General features: G+C 63.8%; 29 protein-coding genes. 26 read left to right on the top strand and 3 right to left on the bottom strand.

Annotated elements, in window-relative coordinates; all coding sequences use genetic code 11:
* Window positions 1–160: 160 nt before the first annotated feature.
* The 4 genes from nikC (at window position 161) to LB520_RS14400 (ending at window position 4,122) form a co-directional block, all read left to right on the top strand.
* A complete protein-coding gene (gene nikC / locus LB520_RS14385) occupies window positions 161–1,087 on the top strand; it encodes a nickel transporter permease (RefSeq protein WP_224526739.1) in 927 nt (308 codons plus the stop codon).
* A complete protein-coding gene (locus tag LB520_RS14390; protein ID WP_224637929.1) occupies window positions 1,084–1,920 on the top strand; it encodes an ABC transporter ATP-binding protein in 837 nt (278 codons plus the stop codon). The genes nikC and LB520_RS14390 overlap by 4 nt, the downstream gene beginning before the upstream one ends.
* Complete coding sequence (locus LB520_RS14395; RefSeq protein ID WP_140843752.1) at window positions 1,917–2,663, top strand: ABC transporter ATP-binding protein; 747 nt, start codon at window positions 1,917–1,919, stop codon at window positions 2,661–2,663. The genes LB520_RS14390 and LB520_RS14395 overlap by 4 nt, the downstream gene beginning before the upstream one ends.
* A gap of 181 nt (window positions 2,664–2,844) precedes the next feature.
* Complete coding sequence (locus LB520_RS14400) at window positions 2,845–4,122, top strand: 4-aminobutyrate--2-oxoglutarate transaminase (RefSeq protein WP_224637930.1); 1,278 nt, start codon at window positions 2,845–2,847, stop codon at window positions 4,120–4,122.
* 48 nt (window positions 4,123–4,170) lie between these two features.
* Here the strand turns inward: LB520_RS14400 and LB520_RS14405 are convergent, their stop codons facing one another.
* Genes LB520_RS14405 through LB520_RS14415 form a run of 3 tightly spaced genes read right to left on the bottom strand, consistent with a single transcriptional unit; the run spans window position 4,171 to window position 6,024 of the window.
* Window positions 4,171–4,497: a type II toxin-antitoxin system RelE/ParE family toxin gene (locus LB520_RS14405; RefSeq protein WP_224637931.1), complete on the bottom strand. Its 327-nt coding sequence runs from the start codon at window positions 4,495–4,497 to the stop codon at window positions 4,171–4,173.
* 4 nt (window positions 4,498–4,501) lie between these two features.
* Window positions 4,502–4,732 carry a type II toxin-antitoxin system ParD family antitoxin gene (locus LB520_RS14410; RefSeq protein WP_224526731.1) on the bottom strand — a complete coding sequence of 77 codons (231 nt, stop codon included), beginning with the start codon at window positions 4,730–4,732 and terminating at the stop codon, window positions 4,502–4,504.
* A 38-nt stretch (window positions 4,733–4,770) separates the two neighbouring features.
* A complete protein-coding gene (locus tag LB520_RS14415) occupies window positions 4,771–6,024 on the bottom strand; it encodes an NAD(P)/FAD-dependent oxidoreductase (RefSeq protein ID WP_224637932.1) in 1,254 nt (417 codons plus the stop codon).
* A gap of 416 nt (window positions 6,025–6,440) precedes the next feature.
* Between LB520_RS14415 and LB520_RS14420 the strand changes: the two genes are divergently transcribed.
* The 22 genes from LB520_RS14420 to rimP all read left to right on the top strand — a co-directional run bounded on the left by LB520_RS14420 (window position 6,441) and on the right by rimP (window position 25,560).
* Window positions 6,441–7,730: an imelysin family protein gene (locus LB520_RS14420; RefSeq protein ID WP_224602861.1), complete on the top strand. Its 1,290-nt coding sequence runs from the start codon at window positions 6,441–6,443 to the stop codon at window positions 7,728–7,730.
* A 101-nt stretch (window positions 7,731–7,831) separates the two neighbouring features.
* Window positions 7,832–8,143, top strand: a complete 312-nt coding sequence (locus LB520_RS14425) for a (2Fe-2S)-binding protein (RefSeq protein WP_224526726.1) — start codon at window positions 7,832–7,834, stop codon at window positions 8,141–8,143.
* Window positions 8,109–8,594, top strand: coding sequence for a bacterioferritin (gene bfr, locus LB520_RS14430; RefSeq protein ID WP_095765979.1), 486 nt, complete (start codon window positions 8,109–8,111; stop codon window positions 8,592–8,594). The genes LB520_RS14425 and bfr overlap by 35 nt, the downstream gene beginning before the upstream one ends.
* 129 nt (window positions 8,595–8,723) lie before the next feature.
* Complete coding sequence (locus LB520_RS14435; RefSeq protein ID WP_411969887.1) at window positions 8,724–10,208, top strand: di-heme oxidoredictase family protein; 1,485 nt, start codon at window positions 8,724–8,726, stop codon at window positions 10,206–10,208.
* A 20-nt stretch (window positions 10,209–10,228) separates the two neighbouring features.
* Complete coding sequence (locus LB520_RS14440) at window positions 10,229–11,302, top strand: imelysin family protein (protein WP_224629961.1); 1,074 nt, start codon at window positions 10,229–10,231, stop codon at window positions 11,300–11,302.
* A 4-nt stretch (window positions 11,303–11,306) separates the two neighbouring features.
* The gene (locus LB520_RS14445) at window positions 11,307–12,413 is read left to right on the top strand and encodes a DUF1513 domain-containing protein (RefSeq protein ID WP_224637934.1); all 1,107 of its coding nucleotides are present in this window, start codon (window positions 11,307–11,309) and stop codon (window positions 12,411–12,413) included.
* Between the two features lie 125 nt (window positions 12,414–12,538).
* Window positions 12,539–13,294 carry a tRNA (adenosine(37)-N6)-threonylcarbamoyltransferase complex dimerization subunit type 1 TsaB gene (gene tsaB / locus LB520_RS14450; RefSeq protein ID WP_224637935.1) on the top strand — a complete coding sequence of 252 codons (756 nt, stop codon included), beginning with the start codon at window positions 12,539–12,541 and terminating at the stop codon, window positions 13,292–13,294.
* On the top strand, window positions 13,294–13,788 hold the full coding sequence (rimI, locus tag LB520_RS14455; RefSeq protein ID WP_224637936.1) for a ribosomal protein S18-alanine N-acetyltransferase: 495 nt from the start codon (window positions 13,294–13,296) through the stop codon (window positions 13,786–13,788). The genes tsaB and rimI overlap by 1 nt, the downstream gene beginning before the upstream one ends.
* Window positions 13,789–13,814: 26 nt before the next feature.
* The gene (locus tag LB520_RS14460; protein WP_140843733.1) at window positions 13,815–14,615 is read left to right on the top strand and encodes a lysophospholipid acyltransferase family protein; all 801 of its coding nucleotides are present in this window, start codon (window positions 13,815–13,817) and stop codon (window positions 14,613–14,615) included.
* Window positions 14,616–14,759: 144 nt separating this feature from the next.
* Complete coding sequence (miaB, locus tag LB520_RS14465) at window positions 14,760–16,169, top strand: tRNA (N6-isopentenyl adenosine(37)-C2)-methylthiotransferase MiaB (protein ID WP_224637937.1); 1,410 nt, start codon at window positions 14,760–14,762, stop codon at window positions 16,167–16,169.
* 84 nt (window positions 16,170–16,253) lie between these two features.
* Entirely contained in the window at window positions 16,254–17,246 is a 993-nt protein-coding gene (locus LB520_RS14470) for a PhoH family protein (RefSeq protein WP_411962568.1), read from the top strand.
* 11 nt (window positions 17,247–17,257) lie between these two features.
* Window positions 17,258–17,755 carry an rRNA maturation RNase YbeY gene (ybeY, locus tag LB520_RS14475; RefSeq protein ID WP_224637938.1) on the top strand — a complete coding sequence of 166 codons (498 nt, stop codon included), beginning with the start codon at window positions 17,258–17,260 and terminating at the stop codon, window positions 17,753–17,755.
* Between the two features lie 27 nt (window positions 17,756–17,782).
* Window positions 17,783–18,856 carry a hemolysin family protein gene (locus LB520_RS14480; RefSeq protein WP_224545234.1) on the top strand — a complete coding sequence of 358 codons (1,074 nt, stop codon included), beginning with the start codon at window positions 17,783–17,785 and terminating at the stop codon, window positions 18,854–18,856.
* 12 nt (window positions 18,857–18,868) lie between these two features.
* Complete coding sequence (locus LB520_RS14485) at window positions 18,869–19,339, top strand: VOC family protein (protein ID WP_095765971.1); 471 nt, start codon at window positions 18,869–18,871, stop codon at window positions 19,337–19,339.
* Window positions 19,340–19,514: 175 nt separating this feature from the next.
* On the top strand, window positions 19,515–21,101 hold the full coding sequence (gene lnt / locus LB520_RS14490) for an apolipoprotein N-acyltransferase (RefSeq protein ID WP_224637939.1): 1,587 nt from the start codon (window positions 19,515–19,517) through the stop codon (window positions 21,099–21,101).
* 139 nt (window positions 21,102–21,240) lie between these two features.
* Window positions 21,241–21,663 carry a helix-turn-helix domain-containing protein gene (locus tag LB520_RS14495; protein ID WP_140545192.1) on the top strand — a complete coding sequence of 141 codons (423 nt, stop codon included), beginning with the start codon at window positions 21,241–21,243 and terminating at the stop codon, window positions 21,661–21,663.
* A 162-nt stretch (window positions 21,664–21,825) separates the two neighbouring features.
* Window positions 21,826–23,091 carry a methionine adenosyltransferase gene (gene metK / locus LB520_RS14500; protein ID WP_095765968.1) on the top strand — a complete coding sequence of 422 codons (1,266 nt, stop codon included), beginning with the start codon at window positions 21,826–21,828 and terminating at the stop codon, window positions 23,089–23,091.
* The gene (trmB, locus tag LB520_RS14505) at window positions 23,088–23,798 is read left to right on the top strand and encodes a tRNA (guanine(46)-N(7))-methyltransferase TrmB (protein ID WP_224637972.1); all 711 of its coding nucleotides are present in this window, start codon (window positions 23,088–23,090) and stop codon (window positions 23,796–23,798) included. The genes metK and trmB overlap by 4 nt, the downstream gene beginning before the upstream one ends.
* Window positions 23,799–23,862: 64 nt before the next feature.
* Window positions 23,863–24,195, top strand: a complete 333-nt coding sequence (locus LB520_RS14510; RefSeq protein ID WP_224602913.1) for a DUF1778 domain-containing protein — start codon at window positions 23,863–23,865, stop codon at window positions 24,193–24,195.
* A gap of 50 nt (window positions 24,196–24,245) precedes the next feature.
* On the top strand, window positions 24,246–24,488 hold the full coding sequence (locus tag LB520_RS14515; RefSeq protein WP_224637940.1) for a CopG family ribbon-helix-helix protein: 243 nt from the start codon (window positions 24,246–24,248) through the stop codon (window positions 24,486–24,488).
* Window positions 24,485–24,772, top strand: coding sequence for a type II toxin-antitoxin system RelE/ParE family toxin (locus tag LB520_RS14520; protein WP_224637941.1), 288 nt, complete (start codon window positions 24,485–24,487; stop codon window positions 24,770–24,772). The genes LB520_RS14515 and LB520_RS14520 overlap by 4 nt, the downstream gene beginning before the upstream one ends.
* A 155-nt stretch (window positions 24,773–24,927) precedes the next feature.
* On the top strand, window positions 24,928–25,560 hold the full coding sequence (rimP, locus tag LB520_RS14525) for a ribosome maturation factor RimP (RefSeq protein WP_140629422.1): 633 nt from the start codon (window positions 24,928–24,930) through the stop codon (window positions 25,558–25,560).
* The last annotated feature ends 28 nt before the right edge of the window (window positions 25,561–25,588 follow it).

The following is a 25,588-nucleotide window of genomic DNA, read 5'->3' on the forward strand; positions in this document are numbered from 1 at the left end:
GCCACCCCCGCTCCGGCCCTTCGGGCCGCCTCTCTTCGTGCCCGGGGGAGAGGAAAAGCTGGTCGCATGCCAGGCGCCTTTCTTCTCCCCCGTCGAACGGGGGAGAGGCGGTCTGCGAAGCAGACCGGAGTGGGGGTCGACTATTTCAGGAGGCATTGTCATGACCGCCGCCGACGCCGGCGCCTTCTCCCGTCGCGCATGGCTGCTGAGCGACCGACCGGCCTCGCGCCTGCAGGCGAGGCTCGGCCGCGCCTATGTCGCCTGGCGCCGCTTCTCCGCCAATCGCTTGGCGCTGGTTGGCATGCTGATTATCATCGCGCTGCTGGTGGTCGCCGCCCTTGCCGATGTGCTGGCGCCCTATTCGCCGACCGTCGGCGATCTGAAAAATGCCCGACTGCTGGCGCCCGGCGCCGCGCACTGGTTCGGCACCGACGACCTCGGCCGCGACATCTATTCACGCATCGTGTATGGCTCGCGCTGGACGCTTTATGTGGTGATCCTCGTCGCCATCATCGCCGCGCCTATCGGCCTTCTGGTCGGCACGATCGCCGGTTATGCCGGGGGCTGGACCGACACGGTCCTGATGCGCATCACCGACATCTTCCTCGCCTTTCCCAAGCTGGTTCTGGCGCTGGCTTTCGTTGCCGCGCTCGGCCCCGGCATCGAGAACGCCGTGCTGGCGATCGCCATCACCTCCTGGCCACCTTACGCGCGCATCGCGCGAGCCGAGACGCTGACGGTGCGCAATTCCGACTACATCAAGGCGGTGCAGCTGATGGGCGCCTCGCCCTTCCGCATCGTGCTGCGCCACATCATGCCGCTCTGCATCTCCTCGCTGATCATCCGCGTCACGCTCGACATGGCCGGCATCATCCTGACCGCCGCCGGCCTTGGCTTCCTCGGTCTCGGCGCACAGCCGCCGTTGCCCGAATGGGGCGCGATGATCGCGTCCGGACGCCGCTTCATCCTCGACCAGTGGTGGGTGGCCGCAGCCCCAGGTGCGGCCATCCTCATCGTCAGCCTCGGCTTCAACCTGCTCGGCGACGGCCTGCGCGATGCGCTCGATCCCCGGAGTGGCGACCAATGAGCGACACGCTTCTCGAGGTCGACGATCTGCGCGTCACCTTCCCGACCCGCACCGGCCTCGTGCAGGCGGTGCGCGGCGTCTCCTTCTCGCTCGGTCGCGAGCGGTTGGGCATCGTCGGCGAAAGCGGCTCCGGCAAATCGCAGACCGGCCGCGCCATCATGGGGCTGACCCCGCCGCAGGCTGAGGTCTCGGCGAAGAAGCTCGCTTTCGACGGCATGGACTTGCTTTCCATATCGCCGCGTGAGCGCCGGGCGCTGCGGGGAAACCGCATCGCCATGATCCTTCAGGACCCGAAATATTCGCTCGATCCGGTCATGACCATCGGCCGCCAGATCGTCGAGACGCTGCGCACGCATGAGAAGGTCGGAAAGACCGAAGCGCGCGAACGGGCGCTGGCGATGCTGCAGGCGGTGCAGATCCGCGACCCGGCCCGCGTCTTCGATCTCTATCCGCACGAGGTCTCGGGCGGCATGGGCCAACGCGCCATGATCGCCATGATGCTGGTCACCGGACCCGAATTGATGATCGCCGATGAGCCGACCTCGGCACTCGACGTCACCGTGCAGCTCGACGTGCTCAATATCCTCGACAAGCTCGTCGCCGAGCGCGGCATGGGGCTGATCTTCATCTCGCACGATCTGCGCCTGGTCTCCTCCTTCTGCGACCGCGTCGTCGTCATGTATGCCGGCAAGGTGGTCGAGCAGATCAAGGCTTCGGAGCTGCGCGACGCTCAGCATCCTTACACGCGCGGCCTGCTCAACTGCATGCCCAGGATCGGCTTCGAGCGCCATCCGCTGCCGGTGCTCGACCGCAAGCCGGAGTGGGCGGCATGACGGCTTCCATCACTGTCGAAGGGCTGGAAGTGGTCTTCGACCGGTTTCGCGCGCTGAAGGGCGTCAGCCTCGAAGTCAGGGAAGGCGAGTCTTACGGGCTGGTCGGCGAAAGCGGTTCCGGCAAGTCGACGCTGCTGAGAGCAATCACAGGTCTCGCGCCGGTTTCCTCGGGCACCATTACCGTCAGGGGCAAGACGCTCGGCAAAACCCGCGACAAGGCGTTTTATCGCGAGGTGCAGATGGTCTTTCAGGATCCGTACGGCTCGCTGCATCCGCGCCAGACGGTCGACCGCCTGCTGCAGGAGCCCCTCGCGATCCATGGCATTGCCGACGGCGAGAAGCGCATCGAGCGCGCGCTGGACGAGGTAGGGCTTGGCAAGGGCTTCCGCTTTCGTTACGCGCACCAGCTCTCCGGCGGCCAACGCCAGCGCGTCGCCATTGCGCGTGCGCTGATCCTCGAACCTTCGATCCTGTTGCTCGACGAGCCGACCTCGGCGCTCGACGCTTCGGTGCAGGCGGAAGTGCTGAACCTGCTGGAGGAGGTCCGGCGGCGCCGCAAGCTCACCTTCCTGATGGTCAGCCACGACCTCGCCATCATCACCCATATGTGCGAGCGGCTGATGGTGATGCAGAATGGCGAGGCCGTGGAGACGCTGACCGCGAGCCAGCTGATCGGCCATCGCGTCAGCGAGGATTATACGCGCAATCTGTTGAGGGCCAGCGAAGGGTTTGTGAGGGTTTAGCCCGCAATTGCCAAGCCGCGTCCCTGCCCAGGTGTACTGGGAGGCTTTATCTGGGGCAGGCCCAATTGACTGGACAACGTGCCGACTTGAGCAAAACGTGAAATAAGGTCAGAACGGATTTCAACGGCATCAAACGAGAACGGGCCCAGTCTCAATGAGGATGGCCCGATTGAGGGACGATATGAAGAATTCAGCCATTTCCGAACGCAAGAACCAGTCGATCTCGCGCGGCGTCGGCATGACGACACAGATCTACGCCGAACGCGCCGAGAATTCGGAAGTCTGGGATGTCGAAGGCCGCCGTTATATCGATTTCTCGTCCGGCATCGCCGTCGTCAACACCGGCCACCGCCACCCGAAGGTGATCGAGGCCGTCAAGGCGCAACTTGACCGCTTCACCCACACCTGCCACCAGGTCGTACCCTATGAAAGCTACGTGCATCTCGCCGAGCGCCTGAACGGCCTGCTGCCCGGCAAGTTCGACAAGAAGACCGTGTTCGTCACCACCGGCGCCGAGGCGGTCGAGAACGCAATCAAGATCGCCCGCAACGCCACCGGCCGTCAGGCGGTCATCGCCTTTTCAGGCGGCTTTCATGGCCGCACCTTCATGGGCATGGCGCTGACCGGCAAGGTCGTGCCCTACAAGGTTGGCTTCGGCGCCATGCCCGCCGATGTCTTCCACGCCCCGTTCCCGGTGGCGCTGCACGGTGTCTCAGTCGCCGATTCGCTTGCCGCGCTCGACAAGCTGTTCAAGGCCGATGTCGATCCGGGCCGCGTTGCAGCCATCATCGTCGAGCCGGTTCAGGGCGAGGGCGGCTTCTACGAGGCGCCGCGCGATTTCATGGCAGCGCTGCGCAAGATCTGCGATCAGCACGGCATCCTGCTCGTCGCCGACGAAGTGCAGACCGGCTTTGCCCGTACCGGCAAGATGTTCGCCATGGATCATCATGACGTGCCGCCCGACCTCACCACCATGGCCAAAAGCCTCGCCGGCGGCTTCCCGCTGTCGGCCGTCACCGGCCGCGCCGAGATCATGGACGCGCCCGGCCCCGGCGGGCTCGGCGGCACCTATGGCGGCAGCCCGATCGGCGTTGCCGCCGCGCACGCAGTGCTCGACGTCATCGAGGAGGAAAAGCTCTGCGACCGCGCCAATGCGCTGGGCGCGCGGCTGAAGCAGCGGCTGGTATCGATCCGCGAGGACGTGCCGGAGATCGTCGACATCCGCGGTCCGGGCTTCATGAACGCGGTCGAGTTCAACGACGTGAAGAAGGGGCTTCCGTCAGCGGAGTTCGCCAACGCGGTCAGGCTGAAGGCGCTGGACAAGGGCCTCATCCTGCTCACCTGCGGCGTCTACGGCAACGTCATCCGCTTCCTGTCCCCGATCACCATCCAGGACGGCGTCATGACCGAGGCGCTGGATATCCTGGAGACCTCGATCCGCGAGGCGCGGGCCGCCTGAGGATGGTGCGGTGCTCTTCTGACGGTCTGCACCGGCGCGCGCAAGCCGTCAGGAGCCCGGATGTTGTAACCAGGATGGGATATCCATCTTGGCGTGAAGCACGCGCCACACATCGATGTGGTCTGCCTGTTCAATATAGAAGATCAAATATGGATGACGCTTGAGCGGCAGGCTGCGTAGGCCGGGCAACCCAACTTCATAACTATATCTCAGAGAGTCTGATGCCGGGTGGCTGGCTATTAACTTGTAGGCATTCTGAAGGTCCTCGACATAGCCTAACGCCACGTGCGAACCAGCTTCACGTGCATAATAATCGACAGCGTCCTCGATATCGCGCAGAGCAAGCCTTCGAGGAATAATTGGCTTGGTGGCCACTAACTTATTGGCCCTGCGCTCGTTTCCTCAACGCTGCGAAATAGTCGTCGTCAACGGGCTCACTCGGCGCGGACGACGCGCCCTCTAGGAGCAAGCGGCGCAAAAGTTGACGATCCTGATCCTGGCGGATCAATTCACGCACATATTCGCTGCTCGTGCCATAGCCTCGATCAGTCACTTGCTGATCGACAAAATTCTTCAAGCTGTCCGGCAGTGAAATGTTCATCGTGCTCATTCAGCCACTTTATGATCTATGGCAAAAATTGGCAATCTCTACGCGCTCGCCCTTGCCGGTTCGTCCCGACTGAAGGCCGCAAGCGCCGCCTTCAGCGCATCCGGCCCGCCTGCCACCGTTTGCGGCGTCGGCGAGAAGCCGGCGCCGAGCATCTTGCGGCCAAGCATGTGGTCGGCCGGGCGGTTGACGGATTCGATACCGAGCAGCCGGTTGCCCGCATAGTGGTAGATCGAGAACTTGTTCTCGGCGAGATCGCCCAGCACGACATGGTGATCGCCGCCTTGGGTCAGGCCCACCATCTGCAGCTTCATGTCGCCGATATCCGACCAGAACCACGGCACGGCCGAGAAGGGCTCGCCATGGCCGAGGACGGTGCGTGCGGCAAGCCGCGCCTGGTCGGTGGCGTTCTGCACCGATTCCAGCCGCACGTCGCCGCCGGTGAACCAATGCCGGTAGGAGGCCGCGTCGCCGATGGCGAGGATTTCGGGAACAGAGCTTTGCATATGCTGGTCGACGCGGATGCCGTTGCCGGTTGCCAGGCCGGCGGCTTCAGCCAGTTCGACATTGGGCACCACGCCGATGCCGATGATCACCATCTGCGCCGGCAGGCGTTCGCCGCCCGACGTGATCGCGGCCGCGACGCGGCCGCCTTCGCCTTCCAGGCGGGCAATGGTGGTGCCGGTCAGGATGCGCACGCCGATCGCTTCCAGGCGCTGGCGCACATGCGCGGCGATGACCGGCGCCACGGCGCGGCCGAGCAGCCGGTCGACCGCCTCGACGACGGTGACGTTGCGGCCGGCCGCTCTCAGCGTCGCCGCGATCTCCAGGCCGATGAAGCCGCCGCCGAGAATGACCACGTCCTCGCTTTGCGCGCTGAGCTCGCGGATCAGGCGCGCATCGGCCAGCGAGCGTAGCGAGATCACGCCGGCAAGGCCGGCGCCGTCGAGCTTGAGCAGGCGCGGCCGCGAGCCGGTGGCAAGCACCAGCCGGTCGAAGGCAAGCGTTCCACCGCCTGCGACATTCAGCCGGCTCGCGCGGGCATCGATGCCGTCGATGCGCACTCCCGGCCGGTAATCAATGTTGTTGCCGGTGTAGAAGGTTTCGCCGCGCAAGGGCTGCGGCTTGGCCTCGGCGTCCTTGATGAAGGTCTTGGACAACGGCGGCTTGTGATAGGGCAGGTCCTGCTCGTCGCCGACCAGGACAACCGGCCCTTCATAGGCCTCTTCGCGCAGGCTGGCGGCGGCCTGCACGCCGGCATGGCCCGCACCGACAATCACAACCCCGTTGGTCATCGCAATCCTTTTTGGTCAGCAAATCTAGGCTCTTGCGCCAGGTGGCGATTGTCTGCCGCCGCCGCAAGAGCCGCGCATCGGGTCGCACCCAGAATGGCTGTCTGTCAATCGGGCCCAGCGAGGCAATACCGAGCTTAAAGTTGACATTTGTAGTTTAGAATAATTCTAAACTGTTGTTTCAATTGTATATTTTCTACCTCACCAGTTGACTCCCGGCCTCTCCATCGCTTTATGGAGAGCTGCGCGCAAAGCGTATCCCTTTGATGTCTGGGCCTTGAACCCTTTCGATTGGAGGCAAGTGGGTGTCTTTTTATCGCGAACCGCACATCGACGCGGCCACCATTTTTCCCGGCATGATTATGCCTAGGCGCGGGTGGGCGCCTTTTATTGAATTTCCAAAGAACTGGAGAAGGATGATGACGGCACGTAATGGCGGCAGGCTGGCTGCGATCTGCGCCACGGCTGCGCTGACGGCGGCGGTGTTCGTGTTGCCGGCGAAAGCCGAAACGGACGCCAAGGCGGTGATCAAGACCTATGCCGACATCGCTTTAGCCAAATACGAGGATTCTCTGACCACTGCGCAGGCGCTGGATAAGGCGGTGGATGCGCTCATTGCCAGCCCCTCGGCAGACACGCTGAACGCCGCGCGCGAGGCCTGGAAGGCGGCGCGCATTCCTTACCAGCAGACAGAAGTCTACCGCTTCGGCAACAAGATCGTCGACGACTGGGAAGGCAAGGTGAATTCGTGGCCGCTGGATGAGGGCCTGATCGACTATGTCGCCAAGAGCTATGGCACCGAGTCGGACGAAAACGCGCTCTATACGGCCAATGTCATCGCCAACAAGGAAATCGAGATCAACGGCAAGAAGGTCGATGCCTCGAAGCTAACGCCCGAGTTCTTGTCCGGCACGCTGCAGGAGGCCGGCGGCGTCGAAGCCAATGTCGCGACCGGCTATCACGCCATCGAATTCCTGCTCTGGGGCCAGGACCTGCATGGCACCGGGCCGGGCGCCGGCGAGCGGCCCTTTACCGACTACGACCTCAAGAACTGCACAGGCGGCAATTGCGATCGCCGCGCCGAATATCTGAGATCGGCGACCGATCTACTGGTGTCCGACCTGCAGGAAATGGTCGGCAACTGGAAGGAAGACGGCGCCGCGCGCAAGAACCTCACCGAGGGCGATGCGAATGCCGCCATCTCCACCATCTTCACCGGCATGGGCTCGCTCTCCTATGGCGAGCTCGCCGGCGAGCGCATGAAGCTCGGCCTGTTGCTGCACGACCCGGAAGAGGAGCACGACTGCTTTTCCGACAACACCTACATCTCGCATCTCTATGACGCGGTCGGCATCCGCGACGCCTACCATGCCAGCTACAAGCGGCTCGACGGCTCCGTGGTCTCGGGTCCGTCGGTGTCCGACATGGTGAAGGCCGCCGATCCGGCGATCGACAAGGAGCTGTCGGGCAAACTCGACACCACCGTCGCCAAGATGGAGGCCATCCAGGCGCGTGCCCTTGCCGGCGAGGCATATGACCAGCAGATCGCCGAGGGCAACACGGAAGGCAACGCCACGGTGCAGGCGGCGATCGACGCCCTCATAGACCAGACCAAGTCGATCGAGCGCGCCGTCGGCTCGCTCAAGCTGAACGAGATTGCTTTCGAGGGCTCCGACAGCCTCGACGCGCCCGACAAGGTGTTCAAGTAAGATCGGGCATGATCCCAAAAGCCGGTTTTTGGACAAGATCATGCTCAATTGAGAAACCAGCCAAGCGGCGCCGGAACGGCGCCGTTAGCCAGAGCAAGTAGATGCTGATCTGCCATTGCAACATCATCACCGAAAAGGAGATCGAGCAGACGATCGTCGGCCTGCTGGATCAGGATCCCTGGCAGCTGATCGTGCCCGCGAAGGTCTACCACGCGATGGCCAAGCGCGGTCGCTGTTGCGGCTGTTTCCCAAATGTGGTGGAAACGATCATTCGGGTCACCGAGAATTACCACGCCCGCTCAGAGGTGGGGGGCGTGGACATCGTTTCACACCTGGATCGCGTGCGAGGCTTGCGCGGCCAATACGGGAGCAGAACCCATGAAAGGCGAACCGCAGGTCATCGAGCGGCTTAATGAAGCTCTGTTTCTCGAGCTTGGAGCCGTCAACCAGTACTGGGTGCATTACCGTCTGCTCGAGGATTGGGGCTACACCAAGCTGGCAAAGAAGGAGCGGGCGGAATCGATCGAGGAGATGCATCACGCCGACCGGCTGATCGCGCGCATCATCTTCCTCGAGGGTCACCCGAACCTGCAATCCGTCGCGCCGTTGCGCATCGGCCAGAATGTCAAGGAAGTGCTCGAATCCGATCTCGCCGGCGAATATGACGCACGCACCGCCTACAAGCGCTCGCGCGAGATCTGCCAGGACGAAGGCGATTTCGTTTCGATGAAGCTGTTCGAGGATCTTTTGGCGGACGAGGAAGGACATATCGACTTCCTGGAAACGCAGCTCGATCTGCTTGCTTCGATCGGCGAGGAAAAATACGGCCAACTCAATGCCGACTCGGCCAACGAGGCGGAGTAAGGACATGCGGGAATGCGGCGCCCCGTAGATTTTTCGCGCCGCGCGTGGTGGGCCGGGATTCACGGCTTGCCGTCCCAAATGACCCCGCGATACCGGATTGGTCGCGGGGCACCGCTTTTGCTGGCGATCATGCTTTCCGCATCCGCCTTGGCTGGTGAGCCCGCCGTCCTGCCGACGAGCCGCGCCGACCTGACGCCGAAGGACCAGGCGCGGGTTCTGGCGGTCACCATGCCGACGACCGATTTCACCAGGCCGGAGCCGTTCGAGCTGATGCAGGGCGGCGCCGGCACCTCGCGCAAGGACATCAACCGCGATGCCTTCTCGCAATCCTCCGCCAATATCACCTTCGAGGAAGAAGGAACCTTCAAGCTCGGCAACGCGCTGTTTCGCAAGAACTGGGTGTCGTCGCCGTCCTCGACCCAGGCTTCGGATGGTCTTGGCCCGCTCTTCAACGAACGGGCTTGCCAGAACTGCCATCTGAAGGATGGCCGCGGACGTCCTCCGGAAGGCGATGCCGGATCGACATCGATGTTCCTGAGGCTCGCGCGCGACGCCGGCAGCGCCGAGGAGAGGGCCGCGCTCGCCGACCATAAGCTGCTGAACTTTCCGGACCCGATCTATGGCGCGCAATTGCAGGATCTGGCAGTTCCCGGGCTCAGGGGCGAGGGCCGGATGCGCGTCGATTATCAGGAGCAAAAGGTGACGCTCGGCGACGGTGCCGTCGTTTCACTGCGCAAGCCGAGCTATACGATCGAAAATCTCGGCTACGGTCCGCTCGACCCCCGCACCACGCTGTCGCCGCGCCTGACGCCGCCGATGATCGGGCTGGGCCTGATCGAGCAGATCGCGCCGGCCGATATTCTCGCCAATGCCGATCCGGACGATCGCAACAGTGACGGGATCTCGGGCAGGCTGAACATGGTGCGCGACGAGCTGAGCGGCGCGGTGACCTTGGGCCGCTTCGGCTGGAAGGCGCAGACCGCCTCGATCCGCCAGCAAACGGCCGACGCCTTTGCCGGCGATATCGGCATCTCGACGCCGGAAATGCCGAAGCATTGGGGGGATTGCACCGAGGCGCAGACCGATTGCCTAGCCATGCCAAACGGGGTGCAGCAACGCCTCGGCACGGCCGAGGCGCCGCCGCCGGTGATGGACCTCGTCACCTTCTATTCGCAGAATCTGGCCGTGCCGGCGCGGCGCAATCTCGACGAGCCGGACGTGCTTGCTGGCAAAAAACAGTTCTACGAGATGGGTTGCATTGCCTGCCACACGCCGAAATTCGTCACCATGCGAGGCACGCCCGACAAGGCGCAGGCCTTTCAGCTGATCTGGCCCTATTCCGACTTCCTGCTGCACGACATGGGCGAAGGCCTTGCCGACGGGCAACGGGTTGGTGAAGCGAGCGGCAGCGAGTGGCGCACCCCGCCGCTCTGGGGCATCGGGCTTACCGCGACGGTCAACGGCAATGCCTTTTACCTGCATGACGGCCGCGCGCGTACGCTTGCTGAGGCGATCCTGTGGCATGGCGGCGAGGGACAGAAGGCGCGCGACCGCTTTGTCGGTGCCGCCGCGGCCGATCGCGACGCGCTGATCAAATTCCTGGAGTCCCTCTGATGTCGAAACGCGTCGCTCTGATGTCGAAACGCATGGCCCTTGCTCTTCCGTTCCTTCTGGCCGCAGTGATGCCGGCATCAGCTGCGGTCAAGGCTTCCGATGTCATCGGCCGCGCGATCGATGGCTTCGTCCGCCCCGCCTATGCCAGCCTCGATGAGCATGCGGCGGGCCTGACCAAGGCGATGCACCAGCTTTGCGAAGCGCCGTCCAAGGAGAAGCTCGAAGCGGCTCGCGCGGCGTTTTCAGGCACGGTCGAGGCCTGGTCGGTAGTCGAGATCATCGCCTTCGGACCGATCAAGGAGAACAACCGGCTGGAACGCATGCTGTATTGGCCGGACCGCAAGAGCATCGGCCTGAGGCAAGTGCAGGCCACGCTCGCATCCAAGGACCCATCAGCCACCGATCCGGCGCAACTGGCGCAAAAGAGCGTCGCTATGCAGGGCCTCGGGGCCCTCGAATATGTGCTTTACGGCGACGGCGCCGAAACGCTTGCCGGGAAAGACGATCCTTACCGCTGCGCCTATGGCGCGGCGGTTGCCGGCAATATCGAAACGATGGCGGGCGAGGTGCGCGACGCCTGGCAAAAGCCCGACGGCTTTGCGTCGCTCTGGGCCAATCCGGGGCCGAAGAACCCGCTCTACCGCGACGGCAACGAAGCGGTGACGGAACTGGTCGGCGTCTTCATCAACGAGCTGGAAATGATCCGCGACGTGCGGCTCAAGGGATTTCTCGGCGCGAAACCCGATGCCGACAAGCCGAAGCAGGCGATCTACTGGCGCTCGCAGAACACGACGGCCTCGCTCGCCGGAAATCTCTCCGGCATCGACCAGCTGTTTCATGCCTCCAGGCTCGGCGACGCTCTGCCCGCCGACGCGCAATGGATAGCCGAGTCCATCCACATCCAGCTCGCCAACGGCGTGACAACCGCGAAATCCGTTGCCCGGCCGATCGACAAGGCGCTCGCCGACCCCGCCCTGCGCGACAAGCTCGAGCATTTCGCGCTGATCACCTCCAGCCTGTCGACCTTGATCGGCACCAGGATGACCGCCGAGTTCGGCCTGACCGCCGGCTTCTCGTCGCTGGATGGGGATTGATGCCGTGAGAACCGCCCTCATCGACCGCCGCGATTTCCTTCGGGCCGCGGGCGTGGGCTTCGCCGCCGCCATGGCGCCGCGCGCATGGGCGGACACGCTTGCCGCGGACGCGGTGTTCGCCACGGCCTTCGTCAAGCGCGACGGCAGCTTCGGCGCCGCCGTGCTCTCCGAGGCGGGGAAAATCCTGCACACGATCGGTCTGCCCGAGCGCGGCCACGACGTCACTTTCGATCCGGTGTCGAAGCGCTCGGTGGTCTTTGCCCGCCAGCCCGGCACCTTTGCGGTGGTCTTCGACCATGCCGGCCGCGACAAGCCGCTGACCATCGCCAGCATCGCCGGCCGGCATTTCTTCGGCCATGGCGTGTTCTCGCCTGACGGCGCTCTGCTCTACGCTACGGAGAACGACTTCGACAACGCGGCAGGTGTCGTAGGCGTCTACGATGCGCGGGCGAAATTCAATCGCGTCGGCGAGTTCCCGACCTACGGCATGGGACCGCATGAACTGCTCCTGCTTAGCGATGGCCGCACTTTAGCCATCGCCAATGGCGGCATCGAGACCCATCCCGATTTCGGTCGCGCCGAACTCAACATCGCGACGATGAAGCCCTCCTACACACTGGTCGACCGGATCACCGGCGACCTTATCGAAAAGCACGAATTGCCGCCGGCGCTGCATCAGCTTTCGATCCGCCACATGGATCGCGACCAGGCGGGCACCGTCTGGTTCGGCTGCCAGTATCGCGGGCCGGCGACCGACCGACCGGCATTGGTCGGCCGCGCCGCGCGCGGCAGGGAGCTCGAGCTCCTGGAGATGCCGCAGGACGTGCTCTCAGGCTTGCGCAATTATGTCGGCTCGGTCGCCGCCAATGGCGCAACGGGCACCGTCGCCATCACCTCGCCGGAGGGCAATTCGCTGGCCGTCATCGATGCCGCCAGCGGACGCGTGGTCACGACAAGAGCGCTGGTCGAGGTCTGCGGCGTCGCGCCCGACGGCGCCGGCTTCATGGCGACGACCGGCGCCGGCGAAATCGTCAGTGGCGCCGGCGCCACCCGTTCAGAGCCGGACTATGTCTGGGACAACCACATGCTGCGCATTGTCGCGACGGCGTGATCGCGGCGCGTAGAAGCGAAGCCGCTTAACATTTCTCCGCCCTGGCCCTTGCGGCGGTGGCCTATGCCGGGCAGAGGGAATTGTGTTTCGATCCAGTTCGTTAACCGGCCTATGAAACTGCCCGTATGAAGCTGCTTGCCATCGACTGCGCCGCCAATCTCTGCGCCGCCTGCGTCTATGACGCGGGCGCGGGGAAGGAGCTTGGCCGCGAAGTGCGCGACCTGGGCAAGGGGCATGCCGAGCATCTGATGGCCGTCATCGAGACGGCCTTGAAAGCCGGCGGCGTCGGCTACCCTGATCTCAACGCCGTCGCCGTCTCGATCGGACCCGGCTCGTTCACTGGCCTGCGCGTCGGCGTCTCGACCGCGCGCGGCCTGGCGCTGGCGTTGAAAATCCCGGCGATCGGCGTGACGACGCTGGAAGCCCTGGCGGCGGAGGGTGCGAAAGCTTTTCCCGGGCGCGCGGTGCTTGCCGCGCTCGATGCCGGCCGCGACGAAATCCACGCGGCGCTCTACGATAAAGTGTTAACGGAGGCTTACCGACCTTCGGTGACCACGCTTTCCGGGGCGGCGACCATCGCCAACGGCGCCGATGCCGTCCTTGTCGGCACCGCTGCGCCACAGATTGCCGCAGCGGCGGGACGGGCCTTCGACACCGGCCCGGTTGCCGCCACCGCCGACATCGCGACCTATGCCAGGCTGGCGTCGGCCAGAGGGCCGGGCGAAAAGCCCAAGCCGCTCTATCTGCGCGGCGCCGACGCCAAGCCGCAGGCGGGCTTCGTTCTTCCAAGACAGGACAACAGTCCAAAGGAAGACCATGATCCCAAGAAGCAGGAGGCGGTTTTGCGGAAAAGTCGTGGTCCAAAAGGAAACGACGCCTGATGCGCATACCGTTCTTTCAGCCGCGCCGCAGGGACTATGCCTTGGAACCGCTGACGGTTGCCGACAGCGCCGCCGTCTCGAAGCTGCATCGCGAGGATTTCGTGCGGCCCTGGACCGATGGCGAGTTCGCAGCGATGCTCGAGCAGGACACGGTGTTCGGCTACGCCGCACGCGAGACAGGGCAGGGATCGAAACCTCCGGTTGGCTTCGTGCTGGCACGGCTCGCGGCCGGCGAGGGTGAGATCCTGACCGTGGCCGTCGCCCGCACGCATCGCCGGCAGGGTCTTGGCTGGCAATTGATGGATGCGGTGCTGCGCGAGCTTCATGCGCAGCGCGCCGAAGCGCTCTTCCTCGAGGTCGACGAGACCAATGCGCCGGCGATCGCGCTTTATCGCAGGCTCGGCTTCATCCAGGTCGGTCACCGCCCGAACTATTACCGTTCGACCGAGCACGGTCCGACCGGCGCGCTTGTCATGCGCCGCGATCTTCGCTAGCCAGTCCGCGCGATAGGGCGGAGCGAATGATCAAGAAATTGCGGATTTTCCTGGCGCTCTTCTATGTCGTCGTCTGTTCACTGGTGCTGGTGCCGCTGCAGATACTGTCGATGAAGACGGGACTCTGGCCCGAGATCTTCATCCTGAAAATCTGGCATCGCATGATCCTGAGGGCGTTGGGCATGCGGGTGCATGTGAAGGGCGCGCTGGCCAGGGAACGTCCGCTGCTGATCGCGGCCAACCATATCTCCTGGACCGACATCATGGTGCTCGGCTCCTTTGTCGATGTGAAGTTCATCGCCAGGGCCGATATGGAAGGCTGGCCGCTGATCGGCATGCTGTCCAAGTTGCAGCGCACCGTCTACATCGAGCGCGAGCGCAAGCGCACCTCCGGCGACCAGGCGAGCGAGATCGCCAAAAGGATGGCAAAAGGCGACGCCATGGTGCTGTTCGCCGAAGGTTCGACCGGGGACGGCAACCTTGTGCTGCCGTTCAAGAGCACGCTCTTCGGCGCCGCCTCGATGGCGATTTCGGAAGGTGCGGCGGACCAGGTCTTCATCCAGCCCGTGGCGATCGCCTATACGCGCCTGCATGGCATGCCGATGGGCCGCCGCCATCGGCCGATGTCCGCCTGGATCGGCGATCAGGATTTGATGCCGCACCTGAGAACCCTGCTTGCCGAAGGCGCGATCGATGCCGAGGTGCATTTCGGCGAGCCTGTGCCGTTCTCCAAGGGCTCGAACCGCAAGGAAACGGCACGGCTGATGGAAGCCAGGGTGCGCGAGATGATGCAGGCCGTCCTCGCCGACCCGGCCAAGAGCCGGTAGCCGATGCATTTCGCCCAAAGTGCGTAGCGGTTTTGGAATAACGACATACATAAAGAAAAAGACCTGAAGCCCGTCCTGTCGGGACGACCTGCTTCAGGCAGATTCGTCTGTTTTTTGTCACGGAAAGGCGCTAGAAGCCGCCCGATGGAATTGAACACGATTGAAAGCCACGGCATCGGCGCTGTCGCCGAGCACTCGGCCGGCACGGACCGGACGGCGAAAAAGGTCTTCGTCAAGACCTATGGCTGCCAGATGAATGTCTACGATTCCCAGCGCATGACCGATGCGCTGGCGGCCGAGGGCTATGTCGCCACCGACGCCGTTGAAGATGCGGATCTTGTGCTGCTCAACACCTGCCATATCCGCGAAAAGGCGGCGGAAAAGGTCTATTCCGAGCTTGGCCGCATTCGCGACATGAAGGCCGAACGCGCCGAGACCGGCCGCGAATTGCTGATCGGCGTCGCCGGCTGCGTGGCGCAAGCCGAGGGCGCCGAGATCATCCGCCGCTCGCCAGCGGTCGATCTGGTCATCGGCCCGCAGACCTATCACCGGCTGCCCGACGTCCTGGCGAGGGTCCGTGGCGGCGAAAAGATCGTCGAGACCGAATACGCCGTCGAGGACAAGTTCGAGCATTTGCCGCAGCCGAAGCGCGCCGAGCTTGCCAGGCGCGGCGTCACCGCTTTCCTGACGGTGCAGGAAGGTTGCGACAAGTTCTGCACCTTCTGCGTGGTGCCTTACACGCGCGGCTCCGAGGTTTCGCGCCCGGTGGTGCAGATCGTCGCCGAGGCGGAGCGCCTCGCCGAGGCCGGCGTGCGCGAGGTGACGCTGCTCGGCCAGAACGTCAATGCCTGGCACGGCATCGGCGAAAATGGCGAGGAATGGGGCCTTGGCCGCCTGCTGTTTCGTCTGGCGGAAATCCCCGGCCTGGCGCGGCTGCGCTACACCACCAGCCATCCGCGCGACATGGACGACGAATTGATCGCCGCGCATCGGGACCTGCCGACGCTGATGCCCTATCTGCATCTGCCGGTACAGTCGGGCTCCGACCGGATTTTGAAGGCGATGAACCGGCGCCATACGGCGCGCGACTATCTGGCGCTCATCGAGTGCATTCGCGCCGCCCGCGCCGATATCGCCATGTCCGGCGACTTCATCGTCGGCTTCCCCGGCGAGACGGATGAGGATTTCGAAGCGACACTGAAATTGGTGCGCGAGGTGAACTATGCCTCGGCCTTCTCGTTCAAATATTCGCCGCGCCCCGGCACACCGGGCGCCGAAATGGATGGCCATGTCTCGGAAGCGGTGAAGGACGAGCGTCTGCAGGCTCTGCAGGCTCTGCTTCTCAGGCAGCAGCAGGATTTCGGCTTGAGCCTGGTCGGCAGGACCATCGGCACGCTGATCGAGAAGCCTGGCCGGCAGGCCGGGCAGAAAGTTGGCCGTTCGCCTTGGCTGCAGCCCGTTATTGTTGACGACAAGGCCGGCGGAATCGGTGACATTATCGACGTACGAATCACAAGGACCGGCTACAATAGCCTGTTCGCCGAACTGGCCTGACGGGCCTCGGCAGATGAGGAGAGACGGTTGAGCGCTGCTGAACTGAAGAATCCGCCCCCGAACCAGGCGTCCGGGGCTTCCGACATGGCGCACATCGTACTGACCTTCGACAACAACAAGCTTGCCAGCGCCCTTTACGGTCAGTTCGACGAGAATCTGGCCCGGCTCGAGCAGAAGCTCGGCGTGGATATCCGTTCGCGCGGCAACCAGCTTGCGATCAAAGGCTCGGCTCCGGCCGCCGAGCAGGCGCGCCGGGCGCTGGATACGCTCTACGGCATCCTGCAGAAGGGCGTCGACATCGGCCAGTCGGATGTCGACGGCGCCGTGCGCATGGCGATTGCCGCCGACGACCAGCTGACGCTGCCCACCTTGGAGCGCAAGGGCAAGGTTTCGGCCGCCCAGATCGCGACGCGCAAGAAGACGATCTATGCCCGGTCGCTGACGCAAGACGCCTATATGCGGGCGCTGGAGCGCTCGGAAATGGTCTTCGGCATCGGCCCGGCCGGCACCGGCAAGACCTATCTGGCGGTCGCGCATGCGGCCATGCTGCTCGAACGCGGCATGGTTGAGCGCATCGTGCTGTCGCGCCCGGCCGTCGAGGCCGGCGAGCGGCTGGGCTTCCTGCCCGGCGACATGAAGGAGAAGGTCGACCCCTATCTGCGGCCCCTCTATGACGCGCTCTACGACATGATGCCGGCCGACAAGGTCGAGCGGGCGATCGCCGCCGAGGTCATCGAGATCGCGCCCTTGGCCTTCATGCGCGGCCGCACGCTGGCGCATGCGGCGGTCATCCTCGACGAGGCGCAGAACACCACGCCGATGCAGATGAAGATGTTCCTGACCCGTCTCGGCGAGAACTCGCGCATGATCGTCACCGGCGATCCGACCCAGATCGACCTGCCGCCCAACACCAAGTCGGGACTGGTCGAGGCGTTGCGCATCCTCGACGGCGTCCCAGGCATCGTCACGGTCCGCTTCAACGAAGGCGACGTGGTGCGCCATCCGCTGGTCGCCGAGATCGTCAAGGCCTATGACCGCGACGGCAAGCTGGCGCGAGGCCTCGGCGCCGAAAGCTGATCAAAGGCCGCATGGCTGCAGACAACAAATCCTCTGCCGGAATCCCGGTCGACATCGATATTTTCATCGAGGCCGGCGCTTGGCCCGCGGAAGCCGAGTTGACGCGTCTGGTCGAGCGCGCCGTTGCGGCCGCTTTTGCCGAGACCGGCGCGGGCGACGCTTCCGAGCTCAGTGTCGTTTTTTCCGACGATGCCCATATCCAGGCGCTCAATGCCGAATGGCGCGGCAAGGACAAGCCCACCAACGTCTTGTCTTTCCCGGCTTTTTCGTTTTCGAGAGGCGGCAAGCTGCCGCCGATGCTGGGCGATATCGTGCTGGCTTCGGAGACGGTGTCTCGCGAGGCGGCACTGGAAGACAAGCCGGTTGCGAACCATATCACCCATCTTGTTATCCATGGCCTGCTGCATCTTTTGGGCCATGATCATGAGACCGACGCCGAGGCCGAGGAGATGGAAGCGATCGAGCGCGCGGCGCTTGCGAGACTTGCCATTCCCGATCCCTACGCGTAACAAAAAAGCTCAATTGACCCGATGGCGATGAACGACACACCAGAAACTGCCGCCCGTCCGGACGCCGGCAGTGCTGCCAAGTCTTCCGAAAAGACGGAAGAGGGCTCAAGTCCGAGTATTCCGACCGGCAGCGCGGCCGCTGAGCCGACGCATGCCGGTCCTTCCCTTGTCGACCGCGTGCTTGGCCTGTTCCGGCACCGCAACGGCACCAGCCTGCGCGAGGAAATCGCCGGCGCGCTTGCCGAAACGGCGACCGATGCCGGCGCCTTCTCGCCCGGCGAACGCGCCATGCTCAACAACATCCTGCGCCTGCGCGAGGTCCGGGTGGAGGACGTCATGGTGCCGCGCGCCGACATCGAGGCAGTCGAGATCAACACGACGCTTGGCGATCTGCTTGGGCTGTTCGAGCAGTCCGGCCATTCGCGCATGCCGGTCTATTCCGAGACATTGGACGATCCGCGCGGCATGGTTCACATTCGCGACGTGCTCGCCCACATCACCAAGCTCGCCCGCGTCAAGAAGGGCCGCAGCAGAGCGAAGACGCCGGTGTCGACCGCGCTCGACCTTGCTCAGGTCGACCTTGCGCGCACCATCGGCGATCTCAGCCTGATCCGCCCGGTTCTGTTCGTGCCGCCCTCGATGCTTGCCTCCGACCTGATGGGGCGCATGCAGACGACCCGCACGCAGATGGCGCTGGTCATCGACGAGTATGGCGGCACCGACGGCCTCGCCTCGCTGGAGGATATCGTCGAGATGGTGGTCGGCGACATCGAGGACGAGCATGACGACGACGAGCCGATGATCACGCAGACCGGCGACGGCGTCTTCGTCGTCGACGGCAAAGCCGAGATCGACGAGGTCGCCAAGATGATCGGCGAGGATTTCGCCGCCGGCGAGCATGGCGAATATGTCGACACCATCGGCGGCATGATCTTCAACACGCTCGGCCGCGTCCCCGCTCGCGGCGAAGTGGTGCAGGCCATCCCAGGTTTCGAGTTCCACGTGCTCGACGCCGACCCGCGCCGCGTCAAGCGCGTGCGCATCGTGCAGAGCCAGAAAGGCGAGCGTCGCCGCCGCGCCGCGCGCACCGAGCAGGCCTGACACCGTCGCGACATGCCCGTCGACGATCCTTTCAAGCATGCCGTTCTCGGCTCAGGCGTCTTCTATAAAGATCCGCGCGCCGCATTGACCTGGCTGCAGGCGGCCTTCGGCTTCGAACCGAGCATGGTGGTGAGCGACGCCGACGGCCGGCTTGTCCACGCCGAAATGCGTTTCGGCGACGGCTACATCATCGTCGATTGCGAATGGGCCGAGCATGTCGCCAGCCCGGCCTCGGTCGGCGGCAAGAACACCCAGGCCGTCTATATCCGGCTGCGGCAAGATCTCGACGCTCATTGCGAAAAGGCACGTGCGGCCGGCGCGGAAATTCTTCAGGGACCGACGGATCATTTCTACGGCGAGCGCCAATACCGCGCCCGCGATCCCGAGGGTCATGTCTGGACATTCAGCCAGACCGTGCGCGTTGTCCCGAAGGACGAGGCCGAGCGGCTGAGCGGCCTGCGGATCGAGGGCTGGCACAACTGAGCATTTTGCACCCAACCGGAATCGCTTGGCGTTGCAGAAATGCGGCTAAGGCAAAGAGCTGTGGCGGGATACCGATATAGCGACGGCGCATCAGGCTGCGCTTATCTGGGTTTGGATCGGGTGACGCAGCCTGTTAAACCTCTAGCTCCCTGATTCGCGCGACTTGGGAAGCTTGATGCAGCGCTTTGCCGGCCGGATAATTCTGCTGTGGGGGTGGCGGCGGGCTCTGGTGGCGTTTGCCGCCGGAGCGCTGGCGGTGCTTGCCCAGGCGCCTTATGATTTCTTCGCCGTCTGCTTCGTTTCGTTCCCGGTCCTTGTCTGGCTGCTCGACGGCGCCACCGGCGAGGCGTCGGATGGCTGGTTGAGGCGCCTGAGGCCGGCCTTCGCCGCTGGCTGGTGGTTCGGCTTCGGCTATTTCCTGGCCGGTCTTTGGTGGATCGGCCACGCATTGCTGGTCGAGGCCGATACGTTCGCCTGGGCCTTGCCCTTCGCCGTTGTCGGCATCCCGTTCGCGCTGGCCTTCTTCTATGGTTTCGCCACGGTTGTGGCGCGGCTGTTCTGGAGCAGCGACATTGGTCGTATCGCAGCGTTAGCCTTCGGCTTCGGGCTCGCGGAATGGCTGCGCGATTTCCTCTTCACCGGCTTCCCGTGGAATGCCGTCGGCTATGCCGCAATGCCGGTGCCGCTCCTGATGCAGAGCGTATCGGTGACCGGCATGATCGGCATGAATGCGCTTGCGGTCTTTGTCTTTTCGCTTCCTGCGCTCCTCGCCGCGCGCCGCCATCTCAAGCTCGGCCTCGCCTTGTTCGTGATCCTCGTCGCCGCCCATGTCGGCTTCGGCTATGTCAGGCTTGCGGCACCGGTCGAATCGAGCCGCGCGATCGACGTCCGCATCGTCCAGCCCGCTGTCGATCTCAGCGAGAAATGGGATGCCTCGGTGCGCGACCGCATCTTCGCGACTTTGCTGGGGATATCGGGGAAAGCGCCGGAACAGGGCCACGCCAAGCCGCAGCTTATCCTGTGGCCGGAGACATCGGTGCCGTTCCTTTTCACCGAGCGTCCGGACGCGCTGACGGCGCTGGGCGACATGCTGGCCGACGGTCAGATGTTGATTGCCGGTGTCGTGCGCGAAGAAGGCGGATCGGCCAATGCCGGCAGCCGCTATTACAATTCCGTCGTAGCGATCAACGACAAGGGCGAGATCGTCGATGCCGTCGACAAGGTGCATCTGGTGCCGTTCGGCGAATATCTGCCCTTCGCCGACTTGTTCGAACGCTTGGGCATAGGCCAACTCGTTGCCGGGCCGATGAATTTCGCCGCCGGCAACGAACGCCATCCGATCGGCGTTCCGGGCGGCCTGCGTGCCGCTCCGTTCATCTGCTACGAGGTGATTTTTCCCGATCTCGTTGCTGCTGACGCTGCATCCGCCGACTTGATTGTAAACGTCACCAACGACGCATGGTTCGGCGACACGCCAGGCCCGTATCAACACTTCAGGCAGGCGCAGATTCGCGCAGCGGAGAATGGAATGCCTCTGTTGCGCGCGGCTAACAATGGCATATCGGCCGTCGTCGATTCGCGCGGGCGCATTGTCGATGCGCTTGCCGTCGACGCGCGCGGCGCTATCGACGCGCATGTGCCCGTTTCTGGGCGCGCCCTCCTGCCCGCCGAACAGCGACGCATTAACGGATTGCTGATCATGTTGCTGTTTGCGCTGATTGCCTTCACACTGAATGTAAGGCAGCGGCTACGGGTGAATTGACAGTCGGCACATTAGAAACTCATACTGTAACGCCTAAAATTTTCTCGAAGTCGGTTGGAGGGTTCTGTTGGGGCAGGTGGCTCCGGCTTCATATGGGCGGAACAAATAGAAAAAGCCGGAAAAATTCGGCGAGGAAAAAATGACAGAAGAGAACAAGAAGAAGCCGAATCCGATCGACATCCATGTCGGGAGCCGCATCCGGCTGCGTCGCAATATGCTTGGAATGAGCCAGGAAAAGCTGGGTGAAAATCTCGGCATCACCTTTCAGCAGATCCAGAAGTACGAGAAGGGCACAAACAGGGTTGGCGCCAGCCGCCTGCAGGCGATCGCTTCCATCCTGAGCGTTCCTGTCGCCTTCTTCTTCGAGGATGCTCCGGGCGAGGAGCCCGCCGGCGGCACCAGGGGATTTGCCGAAGACTCCTCGATGGCGTTCGCCATTGAATTCTGCGGCAGTCCCGAAGGGCTTCAGCTCAACCGGGCCTTCGTCAAGATCGGCGACGTCAAGGTGCGCCGCAGGATCATCGATCTGGTGAAGGCGCTTTCCGCCGAGGACGCCGATTGATTTGCCTGATGCCGCCGGCGGTTTCATGCCGCCGGTGGCATAGCCGACCTTGCCTACATTCATGCCAGATCCGTCGCGCCGCTTGACGAGCGGCGCCCGGCACCGCTAACACGTGGCGCGCCAAAATCGGCAGCTTGCCGATCTTTTCAAGAGGGGACACCCGTGACGCGGCAGAACTATCTCTTCACCTCGGAATCCGTCTCCGAGGGTCATCCCGACAAAGTCTGTGACCGTATCTCCGACGAGATCGTCGATCTGGTCTATCGCGAAGCCAAGAAGACGGGCATGGATCCGTGGAAGGTGCGCGTTGCCTGCGAGACGCTGGCCACCACCAACCGCGTCGTCATCGCCGGCGAGGTCCGCGTCCCGGACACGCTTTTGAAGAAGGACAAGGCGGGCAACGTCCTCAAGGACGCGTCCGGCCACCCTGTGGTCAACCCGGCCAAGTTCAAGTCGGTTGCCCGCAAGGCGATCCGCGAGATCGGCTACGAGCAGTCCGGCTTCCACTGGAAGACCGCCAAGATCGACGTGCTGCTGCATGGCCAGTCGCCCGACATCGGCCAGGGCGTCGACAATGCCGCCGACCGCCAGGGCGAGGAAGGGGCCGGCGACCAGGGCATCATGTTCGGCTACGCCTGCCGCGAGACGCCCGACCTGATGCCGGCACCGATCTATTACAGCCACAAGATTCTCGAACTGCTGGCAGCGGCACGTCATGAAGGCAATGGCGAGGCCGGCAAGCTCGGTCCGGACGCCAAGAGCCAGGTCACCGTGCGCTATGCCGACGGCAAGGCGGCGGAAGTCACGCAGATCGTGCTCTCCACCCAGCATCTCGATGCGAACTGGGACTCCAAGAAGGTCCGCAAGGTGGTCGAGCCCTATATCCGCGAGGCGCTTGGCGACTTGAAGATCGCCGAGGACTGCAACTGGTACATCAACCCGACCGGCAAATTCGTCATCGGCGGGCCTGACGGCGATGCCGGCCTCACCGGCCGCAAGATCATCGTCGACACCTATGGTGGCGCAGCCCCCCACGGCGGCGGCGCCTTCTCGGGCAAGGACACCACCAAGGTCGACCGTTCGGCCGCCTATGCGGCGCGCTATCTTGCCAAGAACGTGGTGGCGGCCAAGCTTGCCGACCGCTGCACCATCCAGCTCTCCTACGCCATCGGCGTCGCCCAGCCGCTGTCGGTCTATGTCGACCTGCACGGCACCGGCAAGGTGGACGAAGCGAAGCTCGAGGATGCGCTGCGCAAGGTGATGGACCTGTCGCCGTCGGGCATTCGCCGTCATCTCGACCTCAACAAGCCGATCTATGCAAAAACCTCGTCCTACGGCCATTTCGGTCGCAAGGCCGGTCGCGACGGCTCCTTCTCCTGGGAAAAGACTGATCTTGCCAAGGCGCTCAAGGACGCCGTCGCCGCCTGACGCCAGCGGACGCAAAGGATAGGCCGAGCCGGGCGACCGAAGGATTCTTCGGTCGCCGGCACGGCAAGGCTATCCGCCCGCAGCAGTCGATCGCCCTCGAAAGCGGCCTGCGCCAATACCGGGTCGACCTGACGGCGGAAGCGCCGGCCGATCTCAGGACCTTGTTCAAGGCACCGGTCTCGACGCTGCAGCTGGAAATCGGTTTCGGTGGCGGCGAGCATCTCCTGCATCGCGCGACGGAAGCGCCGGGAACCGGTTTCATCGGCGTCGAGCCTTTCGTCAACGGCATGGCCAAGATGATGACGGCGCTCGGCAAGGCGCCGCTTGCCAATCTCAGGGTCTATGACGACGACGCCACGCGGCTGCTCGACTGGCTGCCGGAAGCCTCGCTCGACGGCATCGACTTGCTTTATCCCGATCCGTGGCCGAAGAAGAAGCACTGGAAGCGGCGTTTTGTCGGCGCCGCCAATCTCGACCGCTTTGCCCGGGTGCTGAAAGCCGGCGGCAGGTTCCGCTTCGCTTCCGACATCGACAGCTATGTGAACTGGACGCTGCTTGCCTGCCGCGAACACGGCGCCTTCGCATGGCAGGCCGAGGACGCTTCCGGCTGGCACCAGCCCTATGACGGCTGGCCAGGCACCCGCTACGAGGCCAAGGCCATCCGCGAAGGAAGGCGGCCGGCCTATCTGACCTTTATCCGAAAATAGAAAGGTCGGGCGGGCTTCTGTATTGCATATAGCGCTACAGATCGTATTGCAGGGCAGGACAGTCATGGCCGCCTCGGTTGAAGGTAAGGAATACCCGATCTCAATTCGCCTGCCGGAAGCGGACGTGGCGATGATTGATCGTGCCGCCACTCTGCGCGGCCGATCCCGCGCGGATTTCGTGCGCGATGCTGCCGTGCGCGCGGCCGAGGATATGCTGATGGACGACCGTCTTGTCCGCATGATCCCGGAAGGGTTCGCGGAGTTCATGGAGGTCCTGTCGGCCCCGGCCGCGCCGGTTCCGGACATGGTGGAATTGGCAAAGCGGTCGGCGCCTTGGGAAGCTGGTTATACGACGAAGCGCTGCGTCGCCGCTCCGCCTCACGACGTGCGGAATTGACGAACCACTTTGGTTCCACCACATTCACAATGAACCAGAATGGAGACAGGATGATGAGCGCCTTCACCGTGCGGCTTCCGGATGAGACTGTGGCCAAGCTGGACCAACTGGCCGAAAAGATGGATCGCTCTCGTTCCTACGTCGCCGCTCAAGCGATCGAAGACTATGTCGCCAGGGAAGAATGGCAGCTTGCCGAGATCGAGGCCGGCCTTGACGAAGCCGATCGAGGAGAATTCGCACGCGAGAAGGACTTGGCCGGCGTCATAGCGAAATACGTCAAGCCCGAACGATGAAGCGGACCCGCTGGACCCAGCGCGCCGTGCGTCGTCTCGACCAGGTTGGCGCTTTCATCGAAAAGGACAATCCAACGGCCGCGGCACGAGTGGTTGCCGGTATCGTTTCCTGTGCGGACAATCTCGCCGAGCAACCCGCCACGGGGCGGGTCGGGCGGGTGAAAGGGACACGAGAACTGGTCCTCGCTGATGTCCCATACATAATTCCCTACCGTGTTATCGGCGAGGAGATCGAGATACTCACCGTGATGCATGCGGCCCAACGATGGCCGCGCCAGTTGTAGACACCACCGCTGGCCTGTGCCTGAAGGCTTGAAACGCCGGCGGCAATCGTCTATATCAACTTCAAATTCTTGGTCGGTATGACGAAGAGTGGGTCCACCCGGTCCCGCTCTTTTTTGTTACCTGCCGGCCGGAAGCAAAAAGCGACAGGGATCTGATGACTGCAGCGGCAAGCGAGGCCGACGACCGTATCATCCGCGAAAGCGGTATCGATGCGCGCATTGCGCTGATCGTGCAGCCGGTGCTCAAGGCCATCGGCTTCCGGCTCGTGCGGGTGCAGTTGACCGGCCAGAACGGGCTGACGCTGCAGATCATGGCCGAACGCGAGGACGGCACCATGACCGTCGAGGATTGCGAAGAGGTCAGCCGCGCCGTGTCGCCGGCGCTCGATGTCGATGATCCGATCGAAAAGGCGTATCATTTGGAAGTTTCCTCGCCAGGCATCGACCGGCCGCTGGTGCGCAAGTCGGATTTCACCGCCTGGACCGGCCATCTGGTCAAGCTGGAGACATCGGTTCTTGTCGGCGACCGCAAACGCTTCAAGGGCAAGATCGCCGAGGCGGATGCCGATGGCATCCTGATCGAGCGCGACAAGGCGGCCTATGGCGAAGAGCCGACGGTGCGCGTGCCTTACGACGCGATCGCCGAGGCCCGGCTGGTGCTGACCGACGATCTCATCCGCGATGCCCTGTCGAAGGACAACCGGGCGCGCAAGGAAGCCAGGAAGCGCCGTGGCGAAGCGGAAGACGCCGCCGACGGCGAGGAAAATGAAACCGAACAGGAAAGTTGATTGAGTAGCCGGGCCGTATGCCCGGCGC

Origin of the sequence: Mesorhizobium sp. CA12 (assembly GCF_020165255.1) — a bacterium.
Classification (GTDB): domain Bacteria; phylum Pseudomonadota; class Alphaproteobacteria; order Rhizobiales; family Rhizobiaceae; genus Mesorhizobium.